The organism is Dactylosporangium aurantiacum, assembly GCF_000716715.1.
In the GTDB taxonomy this organism is placed as follows: Bacteria; Actinomycetota; Actinomycetes; order Mycobacteriales; family Micromonosporaceae; genus Dactylosporangium; species Dactylosporangium aurantiacum.
Map to the genome: position 1 here is coordinate 1 of NZ_JNYJ01000064.1, position 15,756 is coordinate 15,756.

A 15,756-nucleotide genomic window follows, 5' to 3' on the forward strand; every position below is an offset into this window, starting at 1 on the left:
GCCCGGCCCACGCCCGGCCCACGCCCGGCCCACGCCCGGCCCACGCCCGGCCCACGCCCGGCCCACGCCCGGCCCACGCGCCGGCACCATGCGTGCGCTGCCGAGGGCGGCGGGCACGCGGCAGCAGGCAGAAAGTGGCAGGCGGGCAGAGAGCGGCAGGCGAAACCGTCAGGCGGACAGCGCCAGCGCGAACGGTAGGACGTCCGGGGCGCCGGCTCGCCGCAACAGGCGGGCGGCCAGCGCCATCGTCCAGCCGCTGTCGACCAAGTCGTCGACGAGCAGGACGGGGCCGGGGAGGGACGGGAGCTGGGCGGCCAGTGCGGGCGGCACCGTGAAGGCGTCGTGCAGGGCGCGCACCCGCTGGGCGCTGTTGGTGCGGGAGGCGGCGTCGGCGGTGTGGGCCGGCTCGATGGTGCCGAGCAGGGGCAGGCGGCCGACCTCGGCGATGCGGGTGCCCAGGGACTGCAGCAGGGTCGGGGTGCTCTGCGAGCCGAGGACCACGACGCCGGAGGGGCGGGCGGGCCAGGGGGCGTCGCCCTTGGCCCATTCGGTGAGGGTGGCGACGACGCCGGTGAAGATGTCGTCGGGGAGTGGGGCGTCGGGGGCGGCGAGGAGCTTGCGGAGCTTGTCGCCCCAGCCGAGGTCGCTGAGGCGGCCGATGGCGCGGCCGGGGAGGGCCTGCTCGGTGGGTGGGATCTTGCCGGTGAGGGGGACGCCGACGGCGGCGAGGCCGGTGGGCCACATGCGGCGGGGGGTGATCTCGACGCCGGTGCGGCCGAGGTGGGAGCGGGCCGTGGCGAGGGCGTCGGGCGAGACGGCGGTCGGATACCAGGTGCCGGCGCAGTTGTCGCAGCGGCCGCAGGGGGCGGCGCCGGGGTCGTCGAGGGTGGCGCGGAGGAACTCGAGGCGGCACGTGGTCAGGGCGGCGTATTCGCGCATCGCGTCCTGCTCGGCGGCGCGGGCGGCGGCGATGCGGTCATAGCGCTCGGTGTCGTGGCGCCAGGGGGCGCCGGTGGACTCCCAGCCGCCGCGGACGCGGTGGATGGCGCCGTCGACGTCGAGGACCTTGAGCATCAGCTCGAGGCGGGTGCGGCGCAGCTCGACGCGGGTCTCCAGGGCGGCGGTGGACAGCGGGCGGCCCGCCTCGGCGAGGGTGTCGAGCACGGCGCGGACCTGCGGCTCGGGCGGGAAGGCCAGGGAGGCGAAGTAGCGCCAGATGGCCTGGTCCTCGGTGCCGGGCAGGAGCAGCACGTCGGCCTTGTCGACGGCCCGGCCGGCGCGGCCGACCTGCTGGTAATAGGCGATCGGGGAGGACGGCGCGCCGAGGTGCACGACGAAGCCGAGGTCGGGTTTGTCGAAGCCCATGCCGAGGGCGGAGGTGGCGACGAGGGCCTTGATCCGGTTGGCGAGCAGGTCGTCCTCGGCGGCGAGGCGGTCGGCGCCCTCGCTCTGGCCGGTGTAGGCGGCCACCTCGTAGCCGCAGGCGCGCAGGTAGGCGGCGGTCTCGTGGGCGGCGGCGACGGTCAGCGTGTAGATGATCCCGGAGCCGGTGAACCCGCCGAGGTGCTCGCCGAGCCAGGCGAGCCGGTGCGGTGCCGACGGCAGGGTGAGCGAGCCGAGGCGCAGCGACTCGCGGTCCAGCGAGCCGCGCAGCACCAGGGCGTCGCCGAGCTGCTCGGCGACGTCGGCGGTGACCCGCGCGTTGGCGGTGGCGGTGGTCGCCAGGACCGGGGTGCCGGGGGCGAGGTCGAGCAGCAGGGTGCGCAGCCGCCGGTAGTCGGGGCGGAAGTCGTGGCCCCAGTCGGAGACGCAGTGCGCCTCGTCGACGACGAGCAGGCCCGTGGTGGCGGCGAGCTTGGGCAGCACGTTGTCGCGGAAGTCGGGGTTGTTGAGCCGCTCGGGCGAGACGAGCAGGACGTCGACGCCGCCGGCGGCGATCTCGGCGGTGATCTGGTCCCACTCCTCCAGGTTGGCGGAGTTGATCGTGCGGGCGGTGATGCCGGCGCGGGCGGCCGCCTCGACCTGGTTGCGCATGAGGGCGAGCAGCGGCGACACGATCACGGTCGGGCCGGCGCCGCGGGCGCGCAGCAGCGCGGTGGCGATGAAGTAGACCGCGGACTTGCCCCAGCCCGTGCGCTGCACGCACAGCACCCGGCGGTGCTCGGCGACCAGCGCGGAGATGGCGGCCCACTGGTCCTCCCGCAACTCGGCGGAAGGACCAGCGAGCTTCTTCAGAACGTCGGTCGCCTCAGATCGCACCCCACGAACCTAGCAACCAGGTATGACAAATCACGGGGTGAACCGCACCGCGGTGCCCGCGACCAGCAGCGGCTGGTTGTACAGGTACTGCGCCGCGGTGGTGCCGGCCGCGTTCTCGACGCCGACGGTGGCGCCGTTGCCCTTCTCCACGTCGTTGTCGAGGCTGGCGTAGTGCAGGGTGATCGTGCCGTCGGTGGCGAACACCACGGAGAACGTCACCCGGTTGTGCACGCCGTTGCCGTACACGTACGGGTTGCGCCACTCGATCACCACCGAGCCGTTGACCAGCGCGGTGCGCACCGACGCCGAGCTGTCCACGACGAGGTCGTCCCAGAAGGCGTACACGGTGGCGTTCGGCGCCGCGGCCGACGGCAGCGCGGAGTGCTCCACGTAGGCGCCGCCCGGGTTCACGAACGAGACCTTGCCGTTGGTGTCGATCCATGCCGTCGTGTACGTCTGGCCGTACAGGGTGACCGGTGCCGGCAGGGTGACCTGCTGGATGTTGTCGTCGCCGGTGAGGGTGAGCACCGTGGCGTCGGCCGGGACGAACGGGGTCGCCACGGTCGTGACCGCGTAGTTGCCGGTCGGCGGCGGGGGCGCCGGCAGCGTGAGGTTGAGCGTCTCGGTCGCCGCGTCGACGGTGAGCGCCGCCGACGTCGACTGCCCGTTGGCCGTGGCGCTCACGGTGTACGAGCCGTAGGGCACGTTCGCGAAGCTGTACCCGCCGGACGCGTTGGTGGTGGTCGTCGTGCCGGCGGTGAGGGTCACGGTCGCGCCGGCGACCGCGCCGCCGCCGGAGACCGTCACCGTGCCGCTGACCGTCGCGGTGGACGGCGGCGGCGGGGGCGGCGGGGTGGTGCCGCCCGGCGCGGTGAAGACGACCGCCCGGCCGGACTGCAGCTTCGCGGTGTTGACCGAGTAGGCGAGGCCCACGGTGCCGTCGGCGTTCTCGATGCCGACGGTGGCGGCGCTGCCCCGCTCGATGTCGCTGTCGAGGCTCGCGTAGTTGGTGATCACGTCACCGTTCTCGGACAGGATCGCCTCGAAGGTGATCCGCCGGTTGGTGCCGCCGTAGATGTACGGGTTGCGCCACTCGACCACGAACTGGCGGTTGGGCGAGGTGCCGAGGGTGGTGGTGCGCACCGACGCGCTGCCGTCGACGACCAGGTCGTCGTGGAAGGCGTAGACCGCCGCGTTGGCCAGCGCCGGGTTCGGCAGCGTGGTGTTGTCCCACTTGTACCCGTTGGGGTTGACCATGCTCACCAGGCCGTTCGTGTCGACCCAGGCGGTGCTGTAGGTCTGGCCGTACAGCTTGACCGGGAACGGCAGCGAGATCTGCTGCACGGCGTCGTCGCCGGTCAGGGACAGCACGGTGGTGTCGGCGTTGACGAACGCCCGGGTGGCGGTGCTGCAGACGTAGCCGAAGCTGTCCGAGCACGCCCCGCCGCCGCTGGCCGCGTAGGTCGCGGTGTAGGTCGTCGCCGCGGTCGGTGCGGTGATGACCTGCGTCGCGGCGCCGCCCTGGCTCCACGAGCCGAAGGTGTACTGGGTGCCGTTGAGCGTCTGCGGCGTCGGTGCCGACACGGTCTGCGTCGACTTCTGGATCACCGTCGCCACGAACGGGGTGACGCCGGTGACCGAGCCGACGGTGATGTTGAGCCCGCTCGGCACGGAGTTGAACGTCATGTTCACGGTCTTCGGGTCGACCCGGCGGCTGACGGTGGTGCTCAGGCCGCTGCTGTCGGTCGCGGTGAGCCGCAGCTCGACGTAGGACGGGTACTCGTGGTCGGGTCCGATGAAGGAGCCGGACGCGCCGTCGGCCTCGCTGATGTAGTGCTGGTGGCAGTTGTCGAGCGTGGCGCAGTGCTGCAGGATCAGCTGCCAGTGCAGGTTCGCCGCCGGGATCGTGCCGTCCTGCGCGTCGGTGGCGTGGCCGGTGAAGCTGACCGTGTCGTTCGTGGCCCAGGTGAAGCCGGCCGCGGGGGTGTCGATCACGGGCACGGGCGCGTCGGAACCGACGAGGATCTGCAGGGTCTTGGTGTCCGACAGCCCGCCCGCGTCGGTGACGCGCAGCTTGGCCGTGTAGTTCCCGGCGCTCGTGTACGTGTAGGAAGCGGTCGGCCCGGTCGCGTCCCAGGTGCCGTCGTTCGTGAAGTCCCACTGGTACGTGAGCACGTCACCGGCGTTGGGGTCGCTCGTGCCGGCCGAGGTGAACTGCACGGCCAGGGGCGGCGCGCCCGAGGTCTTGTCGGCGCCGATCACGGCCGCCGGGGGCTGGTTGCCGGCGCTGTAGTTGATCCGCCGGACCGTGCCGCCGTCGATGTCGACGTAGTACAGGTCGCCGCCGGGGCCGATCTCCAGGTCCACGGGGCCGGCCGCGCCGGGCGCGAACGTCTGGATCTTGTTCGGGTCGGGGGTGCCGTTGGTCGGCAGCATCGCGTAGATGCAGCGGCGGGCGTAGTCGCCCCAGAAGAGCGCGCCCTGGTACTGGGCGGGGTAGGCGCCGCCGGACGTCGGGTAGAACGCGACGCCGGTCGGGCTGGAGCCGCCGGTCGGGCAGCCGTCGTTGTCGTTGACGTACTGGTGGTGCCCGTACGTGTACACCGGGCCGGTGGCGGCGTTGCTGTTGTACAGGCTGGTGCACAGGTTCAGGCTGGCGTCGCGGTACCCGGGCTGCTGCGCGTTGCCCTCGTAGCAGGGCCAGCCGAAGTTCGTAACGGGCGTGGCGAGCGGGTTGGGCAGCCGGTTGATCTCCTCCCAGGTCCGCCAGCCGACGTCACCGATCCAGATCTCGCTGGTGCCGGGCTTGAAGGTCCAGCGGAAGGGGTTGCGCAGGCCGTACGCCACGATCCGCCGCGCGTTGGGGTCGGTGGTCGCGTTGTAGAGCGGGTTGTCGGTCTTGGCCGCGCCGGTGACCGGGTCGACACGGATGATGGTGCCGCTGAGGCCGGTCGGGTCGCTCAGCGTCCGCACGTCCTGGGAGCGCAGCGCGCCACCCTCGGCGGTGGGCGGGCTCAGCGCCGCGCCCACGCCGCCCGGCGGGTCGCCGCACGGGTTGACCGGGCTGCCCTGCTGGCCCCAGTCGGTGAAGACCGGGCTGGCGCCCTCGCCGCCGCTGACGTAGAGCGCGCCGTCGGGGCCGAAGCGCACGTCGCCCATCGAGTGGGTCTCGAACTGCTGGCACCAGTCGTTGATGAGCACCTGCTCGGTGCCGGTCCAGGTGTTGCCGCTGGCGGTGAGCTTGGACAGCCGCCCGCTGACGATGCAGCCGGTGCCGGGCGTGGGGCAGGTGTCGCCGAGGTCGAGACCGCCGCCGATCGGCGTGGTCGCGGTGTACGTGACGTACACCGACGGGTTCGACGGGAAGTTCGGCGGCACCGCCAGGCCGAGCAGGCCCTTGTCCTCGTTGTCGTGCACCCGCGCGCTGAGGTCGGCGAACAGGGTCGGCGTCGGGTCGGACAGGCTGTCGTAGACCTGGATCGTGCCGCCCTTCTCCGCGACGAAGACCCGGCCGTCGGGGGCGAACACCAGCTTGGTGGGGTGGTTCAGCCCGGACAGCACGATCTGTTCGGAGAACCCGGCCGGCAGCGTGGTCGCGGCGCCGGCCGACTGGGGCGCGGTCAGCGCCGCCGAGGCGGGCACGCAGAGCGCGAGCACGAGGCCCATGGTCAAGCGGGAGCGGCGGCGACGCCTCATGCGAGCACTCCTGGATGCGGACGCGCTGGGGGGAACCGTAAGTAGATGTCCCCCGTCGGGTCGATGCTGTCGCCAAGCCGACTGGCGCGCCTCGTCCGTTAGGACACAAACAGGCCCCCGTTGTAGCCCGTCCACGCGAGCCGATCAGCGTTTTTGTGATCGGCTCACTACCTGCGGTTCCGCAAGATCGCCCGCGGGTCACCCCGCCGCGTAGTCGGGACGGCCGTACCCGACGATCGGGGCGTAGTCGAGCAGCCGCATCGAGATGCGCTCGCCGGCGCGCGGTGCCTCGATGACCCGGCCGTCGCCGATGTACATGCCGACGTGACTGACGTCCTTGTAGTAGAAGACGAGATCGCCGGGGCGCAGGTCCTCGCGCCTGATCGGGGTGACGGTCTTCTTCTGCCGGGCCGCGTTGTGCGGCAGGACCACGCCGGCCGCCTTCCACGCCGCCATCGTCAGCCCCGAGCAGTCGAACGTGTCGGGTCCGTCGGCGCCCCACCGGTACACCTTGCCGAGCTGGGAGAAGGCGTAGCGGACGGCGCGACCCGCGGGGTCGTCGGTGAACACCGGCACGTAGCCGTCGTGCAGCGCACCGGAGGGGGTGCGGGCGGTCCGGCCGGCCCGGTCGCCGCCGAGGCGCCTGATCTGGGTCTCGATGGTCGCCTTGCGCTGGCCCAGCTCCAGTTGCTGGGCGCGCTGGCGCACCTTCAGGCCGCTGAGCTCGTCGTGCTCCCTGGCCAGGGCGGCCCGGTCGTCCTTGAGCCGGCGCAGCGCGTCGGTCCGCCGGCGCCGCAGGTGGTCGAGGGTGGCCAGCTGGTCCATGAACGACTCGGGCGACGGCGCGCTCACCAGCACCGCGGTGCTGCTGACCGCGCCGCTGCGGTAGAGCCTGGCGGCGACCTCGTCCGTGTCGCGCTGGGCCGCATCGACGCGGGCCTGGAGCGGGCCGGTGCGGGAGTTCACCCGTTCGAGCTGAGCGTCGGTGGCACGCAGGTCGTCGCGGACGGCGTTGAACCGCTCGATGACCCCTTCCAGCTCCTGCCACGCGGTGGCGAGCTGGCGCTGCCGGTCCGTGACCGGGTCCGCGTGCCCGGCGCCGGGAACGATCAGAGCTGCGACGACGAACCCCGCGGCCGCGCTCCACAACTTGCCGATTGACCCCACGTGTCACTAACGAAACATTTTGGACAAACGTCGCTAAAAGTCCCCCGGTGGAGTGGTAGGGCGGGGCGGCCGCTACGGTCTTGGGCATGAAGGGCCCGGTCGTCGCTGGTGGACTCGTGTTGGCGCTGCTGCTGGGCTTCGTGATCGCCAGGTCCACCGAGCGGGCGGCACCGCCGGCCGTGAGCGCGCCGACCGCCATCCCGTCGCACTCGCACGGCGGCGCCACCGCCGGTGACCTCGCCGGGCTGTCGCTGAGCGCGGCCGGCTTCACCCTCGCGCCGTCGGCCACGACCTTCGCCGCCGGCGCGGCGCAGCAGTTCACGTTCCGGGTGCTCGGACCGGACGGCAAGGCCGTCACCCGCTTCGTGCTCAACCACGAGAAGCTCATGCACCTGGTGGTGGCCCGGCACGACCTGTCCGGCTTCCAGCACCTGCACCCGCAGATGGCGCCGGACGGCACCTGGTCGGTGTCGCTGGGCCTGCCGTCGCCGGGCATCTGGCGGATCTACACCGACTTCGTGAGTTTCGACCCGGCGGGCGCGCAGGTGCCGGTCACCCTGGCCGTGGACGCCACGGTCGCCGGGGACTACCGGCCGGTGCCGCTGCCCGACCCGGCGCGCACCGCCGAGACCGGCGGCATGACGGTGACCCTGGAGGGGACGCCCGCGGTCAACGCCACCCAGCCGCTGTCGTTGCGGGTCCTGGCGGGCGGCGCGCCGGTCACCGACCTGGAGCGCTACCTCGGCGCGTACGGCCACCTCGTCGTGCTGCGCGACGGCGACCTCGGCTACCTGCACGTGCACCCCGAGGACCAGCTCGTCGGCGGGGCGGTCAAGTTCTGGCTGTCGGCGCCCAGCGTCGGGCGCTACCGGCTCTACTTCGAGTTCCAGCGCGCTGGGCAGGTCCACCGCGCCGAGTTCACCGTCGACGTGAAGTAGGCCGGCGCCGCCACCGGGGTACGTGGTGGACGACCCGGCTACGTTCAGGGCCGGCATGCCCGGTCGCGACGGGCCCGTGACGGCTCGCCGCCCGGCGCGGTGGACGGCCTCGCCGCGCGCGAAGAAAAAGACCGGGCCGCAAGCCCTGGGGAGCCTCGCCGCGCACGGGTCGGCCGTGCGCGACGGAAGAGGGCCCCACGCCCGGGGAGCCTCGCCGCGCACGGGTCGGCCGTGCGCGACGGAAGAGGGCCCCACGCCCGGGGAGCCCCGCCGTTCAGCGCGGTGGGCGGGCCACCGCGCTGAACGGAAGCACGGCGGTCAGTCCTCCGCGCCGGCGCTCTCGGCGGCGGCGGCGTCGCCGCCCCGGCCACGGCCACCCCGGCGGCGCCGGCGGGTGCGGGCGCGGGCCGTGCGGGCCTCGCCCTCCTCGCCGGCCTCGGCGGTGACGACCGGGCCGCTCTCCACGCCCTCCAGGGCGTCGGCGCTCTCGACCCGGCGCCGGCGGGTGCGGGTGCGGGCCGGACGCGGCTCGCCCTCCTCGCCGGTGCCCACCGGGCCCGCCTCGACGGACTGCCCGTCGGCGGGGGCCAGCTCGGCGGGGTCGACCTCGCCACGCCGGCGGCGGCGCCGCGGGCGGCGGGCCTCACCGGTCGGCTCGGCCGCCGGCGCGGACGTCTCGCCCCGGCCGCGGCCCCGCGAACGGGCACCCCGGCCGCGCGGCTTGCCCTCGATGTCCTCGAGCTGCTCGGCGGCGAGGCCGGCACGCTTGCGGTCGGCGGTCGGCAGGGAGCCGGTCACGCCCTCCGGGATGCCGATGTCGGTGAGCAGGTGCGCGGAGGTGTGGTAGGTCTCCGGCGGCTCCGGCAGGTCCATGCCCAGCGTCTTGTCGATGATCCGCCAGCGGGGCATGTCCTCCCAGTCGACGAACGTCACGGCGACGCCCGTCGCGCCCGCGCGGCCGGTGCGGCCGATGCGGTGGGTGTAGGTGTCCTGGTCCTCGGGGCAGTCGTAGTTGATGACGTGCGTGACGCCGGACACGTCGAGGCCGCGGGCCGCGACGTCGGTGGCGACCAGCACGTCGATCTTGCCGGCCCGGAACGCCCGCAGCGCCCGCTCCCGCGCGCCCTGGCCGAGGTCGCCGTGCACGGCGGCGGCGGCGAAGCCGCGGAAGTCCAGATCCTCGGCGACCCGGTCGGCGGCCCGCTTGGTCCGCGTGAAGATCATGGTCAGGCCGCGGTCCGTCGACTGCAGGATCCGCGCCACGATCTCGATCTTGTTCATCGGGTGGGTGCGGTAGATGAACTGCTTCGTCAGCGGCGACGGGCCGGTGCTGGCGTCGTGGTGCGCGTGGATCGTCATCGGCTGACGCAGGAACCGCCGCGCCAGGGTGACGATCGGGTCGGGCATCGTGGCGGAGAACAGCATCGTCTGCCGGTCCTCCGGCAGCAGCGTCAGGATCCGCTCGACGTCGTCGAGGAACCCGAGGTCGAGCATGCGGTCGGCCTCGTCGAGCACCAGGGCCCGCACGGCGTGCAGGCGCAGGTGCTTGCTCTTGGCCATGTCCAGCAGCCGGCCCGGGGTGCCCACGACGATCTCCACGCCCTTGGTGAGGGCGTCGACCTGCGGCTCGTACGCGACGCCGCCGTAGAGCGGCAGGACGCGGATGCCGCGGGTCTTGCCGGCGGCGGCGATGTCGCGGGCCACCTGCAGGCCCAGCTCGCGGGTCGGGACCACGACGAGGGCCTGCGGCCGGCCGTCGGCGCCCTCGGCCGGGGCGGTGACCCGGTCGAGCAGCGGCACGCCGAAACCGAGGGTCTTGCCGGTGCCGGTGGGTGCCTGGCCGATGAGGTCGGTGCCGCGCAGCGCGATCGGCACGGCGTATTCCTGGATGGCGAAGGCGTGGACGATGCCGACGGCTTCGAGGGCGGCCACGGTCTCGGGCCGGGCACCCAGGTCGGCGAAGGTGGGTGCGTCTGGGCGCACGGGTGCGCGCGGGGCCACAGCTTCGGCGGCCTCAGTGTTGTCGATCGTCATGTTGTGCTCAGGGTGTCTCTCTCGCGGGAGCGCCCCTGGTGAAGCCGGGTGCGCTCGAATGGGTAGGGCGCGGGCCACACGCAACCGAAATGATCAAGGTCGCGGGCTACAAGCGCCGGCGCCGGGACTAGGGTCCGTCCACGGCTATTGGGGCCATTGTACCGGCTCGCGGGCAGATGCGCGCGCACCGCGCCGCGATGTGGCACCGAGGCGCGCGCGGCGACCCGGCGATGTAGTGTGCCGTCGTGTCCGATCTCACTCCGCCCGCCTCGGCAGTGGTCGACCTGCTCGGCATGCTGGCCTACGGCGAGCTGGTCGCCTTCGACCGGATGGCGGCCGACGCGCGCCTGGCCCCCGACCTGCGCCGCCGGGCGGTGCTCAGCGAGATGGCCGGCCGCGAGATCACCAACTACTGCCGGCTCGCCGACCGACTCACGGAGCTGGGCGCGGACCCGGAGGAGGCCATGCGGCCCTACGTGCAGGCGGTCTCGGACTACCACGCGCAGACCGAGCCCGCCGACTGGCTGGAGGGCCTGGCCAAGGCGTATGTCGGCGACAACATCGCCGACGACTTCACCCGGGAGGTGGCGGCCGTGCTCGCCGGGCCGGACCGGGACCTGATCCTGGACGTGCTGCACGACTCCCGGCACGCCGACTTCGCCGCCGACGAGCTGCGGGCGGCGATCGCCGCCGACCCGAGGGTCGCCAACCGGCTGTCGATGTGGTCGCGCCGGCTGGTCGGCGAGGGCATCTCGCAGGCGCTGCGGGTCGCCGCGGAGCGGCCGTCGCTGGCCGAGCTGCTGGCGATCGGCGGCACCGACTTCCAGGCGCTGCTCAAGCGCCTCACCTCGGCGCACACCGCCCGGATGGGCGCCGTCGGGCTGAACAACTGACTCAGGCCCCGCCCCCACGCGGGGACAGGGCCTGAGCGCTATCTGTCAACGGGCGGAAGAGAACCCGACCGGCCGGGGCGACGACTCGGCGATCTCCACGTAGGCGATCTTGCCGACGGGCACGATCACCCGGCGGCCCTTGTCGTCCACGAGAGACAGCACACGCTTGTCGCCACCGTCGATCGCGTCGGTGACCGCAGCTTCGACCTCGGCCGGCGACTGGTTGCTCTCCAGCACCAGCTCCCGAGGCGCATACTGCACGCCGATCTTGACCTCCACGTCTTCCTCCTTGATCGGGCTGCGGCGCGGCCGTGCCTCGGCGCGCACACCCAGTGTGGTTGAAGACTAACGCGATCAGGCGTGTTCGCCGTGCAGGGGGAAGCTCGCGATGCCGCGCCACGACAGCGCGGTCAGCAGCGCCTCGGCGTCGGGCTTGTCGACCTGACGGCCGCCGGCCACCCAGAACCGCGCCGCGACCTCCGCGGCGCCGACCAGGCCGGAGGCGAGCAGCTCCGCGCGGGCCCGGCTCAGGTCGGTGTCGGCCATGATCGTGTCGGTGATCGCGGCGATGCAGCCGCTCTCGACCCGGTCGACCCGCTCGCGGACCGCGGGGTCGTTGCGCAGGTCCGACTCGAAGACCAGGCGGAACGCCTCGCTCTCGTGGTCGATGAAGTCGAAGTACGCCTGGATCGCGCCGCGGACACGCTCCTTGTTGTCCGTCGTCGCCTCCATCGCGGCGCGCATCCGGGACACCATCGCGTCGCAGTGGGTGTCCAGCAGCGCCAGATAGAGCTCCAGCTTGCCGGGGAAGTGCTGGTAGAGCACCGGCTTGGAGACGCCGGCCCGCTCGGCGATGTCATCCATCGCGGCGGCGTGATAACCCTGCGCCACGAAAACCTGCTGCGCCGCGGCGAGCAGTTGCTTGCGGCGCGCCGACCGGGGCAGCCGCACCGGCCGTCCGGCCGCCTGGGTGCCGCTCATCGCCGAGGTCATGTTCACCATCCGGATTTGGGTCGAGATTGCAACTTACCCCCTTTCCGCCCACACGGTAGCCTCACCTAGGGGCGACGGAGGAGCGCGCGGTGGACGAAACGGGGCAAGCCGGTAGCCCGCAAGGTGCAGGCGCATATCGCGGAGGAGGACACACGGATCCGCAGAGGACACCGGACGGCAGCCACGGTGACGGCTCGACGCCGAGCGATGACGCGCTCGAGGCGATCGTCTCCGCGTGGCGCGAGCCTGCCAGCGGCGCCGTCGCCGGCCGCGCCTCGGTCAACGGCGCGGGCAGCCCGCGCGGCCGGGCCGAGGTCCGCAGCGCCTATTCCGACATGCTGGCCCCGATGAGCCCTCCGGTCTCCGTCCCGCCGCCCGGACCGCAGACCACCACGTCGCTGCACTACGGGCACTACGGCCCCGACGGCCAGGGCTGGCCGAGCTCCGTCAGCCAGCCCGAGACCAGCCAGTCCGTCCCCACGGCGCCCGCCGCCGGGCCGGTGCCGCACGACGGCGCGCCGATCAACGGCCACCTCAACGGCCACCTCAACGGGCAGGCCAACGGGCACGTCAACGGCCATATGACCGGCCACGTGACCGGGCATGTGACCGGTCACGTCAACGGGGTGCAGCCCGGCGGCCACACCGGGACCCAGCCCGCGGTGCCCTCCGGAGGCACCGTCTACGGCGCCGCCGCCCCCGCGCCGCAGCCGCGCGACGACGCCGTCCAGCCCACGTCCGGCGGCTACGGCCCGGCCTCGGCGCTGGACCGCCTCGCCGGGCAGCCCGCGCCGGTCGACCCCCGCGTGCGGGTGCACGGCGACAGCGGCCAGCCGCCCTACGGCGCCTACCCGGACCCGGCCTGGGGCTACGACAACCGGGACAACCGGGACAACCGGGACAACCGGCCGCGCAACGGCGCCTACCAGGACCAGGCGCACGCCACCGAGGCCGCCCGCCTCGACGAGCCCGCCGACGGCTACCCGGAGCAGCGCCCGCAGCAGGGCTACCAGTACCACTCGCAGGAGTACCCGCAGCAGCCGTACCAGCCGCAGGAGTACCCCCAGCAGGGTTACCAGCAGCCCGCGGCCCAGCCGCACCAGCAGGACGAGCGCCGGGCGCCGCAGGACGGCTACCAGCCGCAGAGCCCGTACCGCCCCCAGGACTCCTACCAGCCCTACGCCCAGCCGTACGAGCCGCAACAGTACGAGACCCAGCAGTACGAGACCCAGCAGTACGAGCCGCAGCAGTACGAGCCGCAGCAGTACGAGCCGCAGCCCGGGCCGCCCGAGTTCGACTGGGCCGCGCCGCAGCACGACCCGGCACAGGCGCAGCGCAGCGCCCCGCCCGCCCCGGCCGCGCCGCAGCTGCCGGCGCAGCGCGTGCCCGAGGACGACCCGCTGGTCGGTCCGCTGCCGGCGGAGCTGCTCGGCAACGCCACGCCGCTGTCCGCGGCCGAGCCGACGATGCCGGCGTTCGCCTCGGAGCCGCCGTACGCGCCCGAGCCGGCGCAGCCCGCGTACCAGCCCACCGCGTACCAGGGGCAGGGCGCCGACACCGACTTCAACGCCCCCGAGCTGCCGCAGCGGGTCCCGTCGCACCCCGACGTGCCGCAGGTGCCCGAGGTGGAGGTCGAGCCGCTCGTCGCGGAGGCCGTGCCGGCCGGCGGCGAGGACCTGGCGAGGATCGCGACCTACCTGCGCGAGGACCGCGAGGACGAGGACGACGAGCCCAGCCTCGACGACCGCCCCGACGGCTTCGACATCCCGGCCGTGCTGCGCGCGGTGCAGGGCGTCGCCGGCGTGCGCGAGGCGACCCTGCGCAAGAACGCCGACGGGCTGCACACGCTGCGGCTCGAGCTGCTCGACGAGGCCGACCCGGGCCGGGTGAGCCGGGCCGTGGCGCGGCTGCTCAACGAGCGGATGGGGCTGGCCGCCGAGCCGAACCCGCCGCACCCGTCCGACCTCGGCCCGCCGGCGGCCCGCCCGGCGGCCGGGTCGGCGCTGCGCGGCAACGCCCCGCACAGCGCGCTGCCCGGCTACGGCCGCGAGGCACGCCGGCGGCGCCCGGTGAGCGGCGTGCGCCGCCCCGCCGAGGCGCCCCGCCCCGACCTCGGCGAGCTGCGGCAGGCGCCGGGCCCGTCCGGGCTGCTCCCCCACCCGGTCGAGCAGCCGGCCGCCCGGGAGGAGCCGCCCGCGGAGGCGCCGGCCGGCAAGGCGGACGCACCGGTGCTCGGCCCGCAGCCGCCGACCCCGGTCAACCGGGACGCCCCGCCGGCCCTGGTGCCGCAGTCCAGCGCGATCGTGTCGCCGCGGGTCATCATCGACCAGGTCGAGGTCAGCACCCAGGGCGTCGACGCGGTGGTGGAGGTGCGGCTGATCGCCGACGGTCACCCCGCGGTCGGCGTCGCCAGCGGTCCCGCGGTCGACGGCTACATCCTGCGGCTGTCCGCGGCCGCCGCGGCCTCCGCGGTGGACCAGCTGCTGGTCGACGTGGACGCGACCGCGCGGGCCCGGTGTTACATCGAGCACGCCGCGGTCGTGCAGCTCGGCGGGTGCGAGGTCGCCGTCGTCGTGCTGTTGCTGCTGTACGACGGCTGGGTCGAGCAGCTGACGGGGTCCGCGGTCAACTCCGGTGACCCCCGGCAGGCGGTCGTCCGCGCGACCCTCGCGGCGGTCAACCGGCGCCTGGAGGCGCTGCTGCCGTAGGCGCGCTGGGGCACACTGGAAAGCATGAAGCGAGCTTCCCTTGTCCCGGAGTTCACCGTCCCGTCACCGGACCGGCTGCCGGAGCGATGGCCCGGGCGCGAGGTGGAGCTCGACGGGCTGAAGGCGTACGTGCGGGACACGCCGGCCACCGCGCCAGGTGCGGAGCCGGCGGTCTACGTGCACGGCCTCGGCGGGTCGTCGACGAACTGGACCGACCTGGCCGGCGTGCTGTCCGACCGGCTCGAGGGCCAGGCGGTCGACCTGCCCGGGTTCGGGCACAGCGGCCCGGCCCGAAGCTACTCGCTGACCGCGATGGCCGCGCACGTGATCCGCTGGATCGAGCACAGCGACCGCGGCCCGGTGCACCTGTTCGGCAACTCGATGGGTGGCGCGGCGGTGGTCGTGGCCGCGGCGCTGCGCCCCGACCTGGTGCGCAGCCTGACGCTGATCTCGCCGGCGATGCCGTTCCTCGACCCGCGCCGCTCGCTGCAGGGCCCGATCGTGCCGCTGCTGCTGCTGCCCAACGCGGCGAAGCTGGCGGCACGGCGGATGTCGTCGATGGACCCCGAGGAGCTCGCCGCGATGGTGATCGAGTCGTGCTACGCCGACCCGACCCGCTATCCGGAGCAGCGGCGGCTGGAGGCGATCGAGGAGGCGCGGCTGCGGCACTCGGTGCCCTGGTACGCCGAGGCGTACGTGGCGAGCCTGCGCGGGCTCGTCGGCAGCTTCCTGCGGGCGTACCTGCCGGGTCAGGGCTCGATGTGGAAGATCGCGGCGCGCATCACGGCGCCGACGCTGGTGATCGCCGGGCGGCAGGACCGCCTCGTCGACATCCGCACCGCGCCGCAGCTGGCCCGGCTGGTGCCGGACAGCCGGCTGATGATGCTGGAGGGCGTCGGCCACGTGGCGCAGATGGAGGTGCCGCGCACGGTGGCCCGCGCGGTGCTGGGCCTGCTCGACGAGCTGCAGGGCGCCGCCGGGCAGGGCGCCCGGCAGCAGGTTGCAACTCAGGTGCGGGACGGGGTGCGCCAGCGCGCGCCGCAGGTGCGCATGGCAAGCTGACCAATC

The 15,756-nt window shown here is 73.8% G+C and carries 10 protein-coding genes; 4 read left to right on the plus strand and 6 right to left on the minus strand.

Features of this window, described 5'->3' with window-relative positions:
• Nucleotides 1–168 precede the first annotated feature (168 nt).
• The 3 genes from OP18_RS45270 to OP18_RS54035 all read right to left on the minus strand — a co-directional run bounded on the left by OP18_RS45270 (nucleotide 169) and on the right by OP18_RS54035 (nucleotide 7,122).
• Nucleotides 169–2,259, minus strand: coding sequence for a RecQ family ATP-dependent DNA helicase (locus tag OP18_RS45270; RefSeq protein ID WP_033365817.1), 2,091 nt, complete (start codon nucleotides 2,257–2,259; stop codon nucleotides 169–171).
• A gap of 30 nt (nucleotides 2,260–2,289) precedes the next feature.
• Nucleotides 2,290–5,955 (minus strand): PQQ-dependent sugar dehydrogenase, encoded by a 3,666-nt coding sequence (locus OP18_RS54630; protein WP_156090239.1) that lies wholly within the window; start codon nucleotides 5,953–5,955, stop codon nucleotides 2,290–2,292.
• A gap of 198 nt (nucleotides 5,956–6,153) precedes the next feature.
• Nucleotides 6,154–7,122: a C40 family peptidase gene (locus tag OP18_RS54035; protein ID WP_156090240.1), complete on the minus strand. Its 969-nt coding sequence runs from the start codon at nucleotides 7,120–7,122 to the stop codon at nucleotides 6,154–6,156.
• Between the two features lie 86 nt (nucleotides 7,123–7,208).
• Between OP18_RS54035 and OP18_RS45285 the strand changes: the two genes are divergently transcribed.
• A complete protein-coding gene (locus OP18_RS45285; RefSeq protein ID WP_033365818.1) occupies nucleotides 7,209–8,060 on the plus strand; it encodes a hypothetical protein in 852 nt (283 codons plus the stop codon).
• Nucleotides 8,061–8,378: 318 nt separating this feature from the next.
• Here OP18_RS45285 and OP18_RS45290 read toward each other — a convergent pair whose 3' ends face one another.
• Nucleotides 8,379–10,094 (minus strand): DEAD/DEAH box helicase, encoded by a 1,716-nt coding sequence (locus tag OP18_RS45290; RefSeq protein ID WP_033365819.1) that lies wholly within the window; start codon nucleotides 10,092–10,094, stop codon nucleotides 8,379–8,381.
• 245 nt (nucleotides 10,095–10,339) lie between these two features.
• On the opposite strand from OP18_RS45290, the gene OP18_RS45295 reads away from it, so the two are divergent.
• Nucleotides 10,340–10,987: a ferritin-like fold-containing protein gene (locus OP18_RS45295; protein WP_033365823.1), complete on the plus strand. Its 648-nt coding sequence runs from the start codon at nucleotides 10,340–10,342 to the stop codon at nucleotides 10,985–10,987.
• A 45-nt stretch (nucleotides 10,988–11,032) separates the two neighbouring features.
• Here OP18_RS45295 and OP18_RS45300 read toward each other — a convergent pair whose 3' ends face one another.
• Nucleotides 11,033–11,266: a DUF3107 domain-containing protein gene (locus OP18_RS45300; protein ID WP_033365847.1), complete on the minus strand. Its 234-nt coding sequence runs from the start codon at nucleotides 11,264–11,266 to the stop codon at nucleotides 11,033–11,035.
• A gap of 75 nt (nucleotides 11,267–11,341) precedes the next feature.
• On the minus strand, nucleotides 11,342–11,980 hold the full coding sequence (locus tag OP18_RS45305) for a TetR/AcrR family transcriptional regulator (RefSeq protein ID WP_033365849.1): 639 nt from the start codon (nucleotides 11,978–11,980) through the stop codon (nucleotides 11,342–11,344).
• Nucleotides 11,981–12,327: 347 nt separating this feature from the next.
• Between OP18_RS45305 and OP18_RS54040 the strand changes: the two genes are divergently transcribed.
• Together OP18_RS54040 and OP18_RS45315 are read left to right on the plus strand one after the other, a co-directional pair.
• Nucleotides 12,328–14,688 (plus strand): hypothetical protein, encoded by a 2,361-nt coding sequence (locus OP18_RS54040; protein ID WP_156090241.1) that lies wholly within the window; start codon nucleotides 12,328–12,330, stop codon nucleotides 14,686–14,688.
• Nucleotides 14,689–14,712: 24 nt separating this feature from the next.
• Nucleotides 14,713–15,750 carry an alpha/beta fold hydrolase gene (locus tag OP18_RS45315; protein ID WP_052388318.1) on the plus strand — a complete coding sequence of 346 codons (1,038 nt, stop codon included), beginning with the start codon at nucleotides 14,713–14,715 and terminating at the stop codon, nucleotides 15,748–15,750.
• Nucleotides 15,751–15,756: the final 6 nt, after the last annotated feature.

What these genes read in the sequence shown, in the direction of transcription:
- OP18_RS54630 (WP_156090239.1), bottom strand. Translation starts at nt 5,955, where the DNA reads ATGAGGCGTCGCCGCCGCTCCCGCTTGACCATGGGCCTCGTGCTCGCG.
- OP18_RS45285 (WP_033365818.1), top strand. Translation starts at nt 7,209, where the DNA reads ATGAAGGGCCCGGTCGTCGCTGGTGGACTCGTGTTGGCGCTGCTGCTG.
- OP18_RS45290 (WP_033365819.1), bottom strand. Translation starts at nt 10,094, where the DNA reads ATGACGATCGACAACACTGAGGCCGCCGAAGCTGTGGCCCCGCGCGCA.
- OP18_RS45305 (WP_033365849.1), bottom strand. Translation starts at nt 11,980, where the DNA reads ATGACCTCGGCGATGAGCGGCACCCAGGCGGCCGGACGGCCGGTGCGG.
- OP18_RS54040 (WP_156090241.1), top strand. Translation starts at nt 12,328, where the DNA reads ATGAGCCCTCCGGTCTCCGTCCCGCCGCCCGGACCGCAGACCACCACG.
- OP18_RS45315 (WP_052388318.1), top strand. Translation starts at nt 14,713, where the DNA reads ATGAAGCGAGCTTCCCTTGTCCCGGAGTTCACCGTCCCGTCACCGGAC.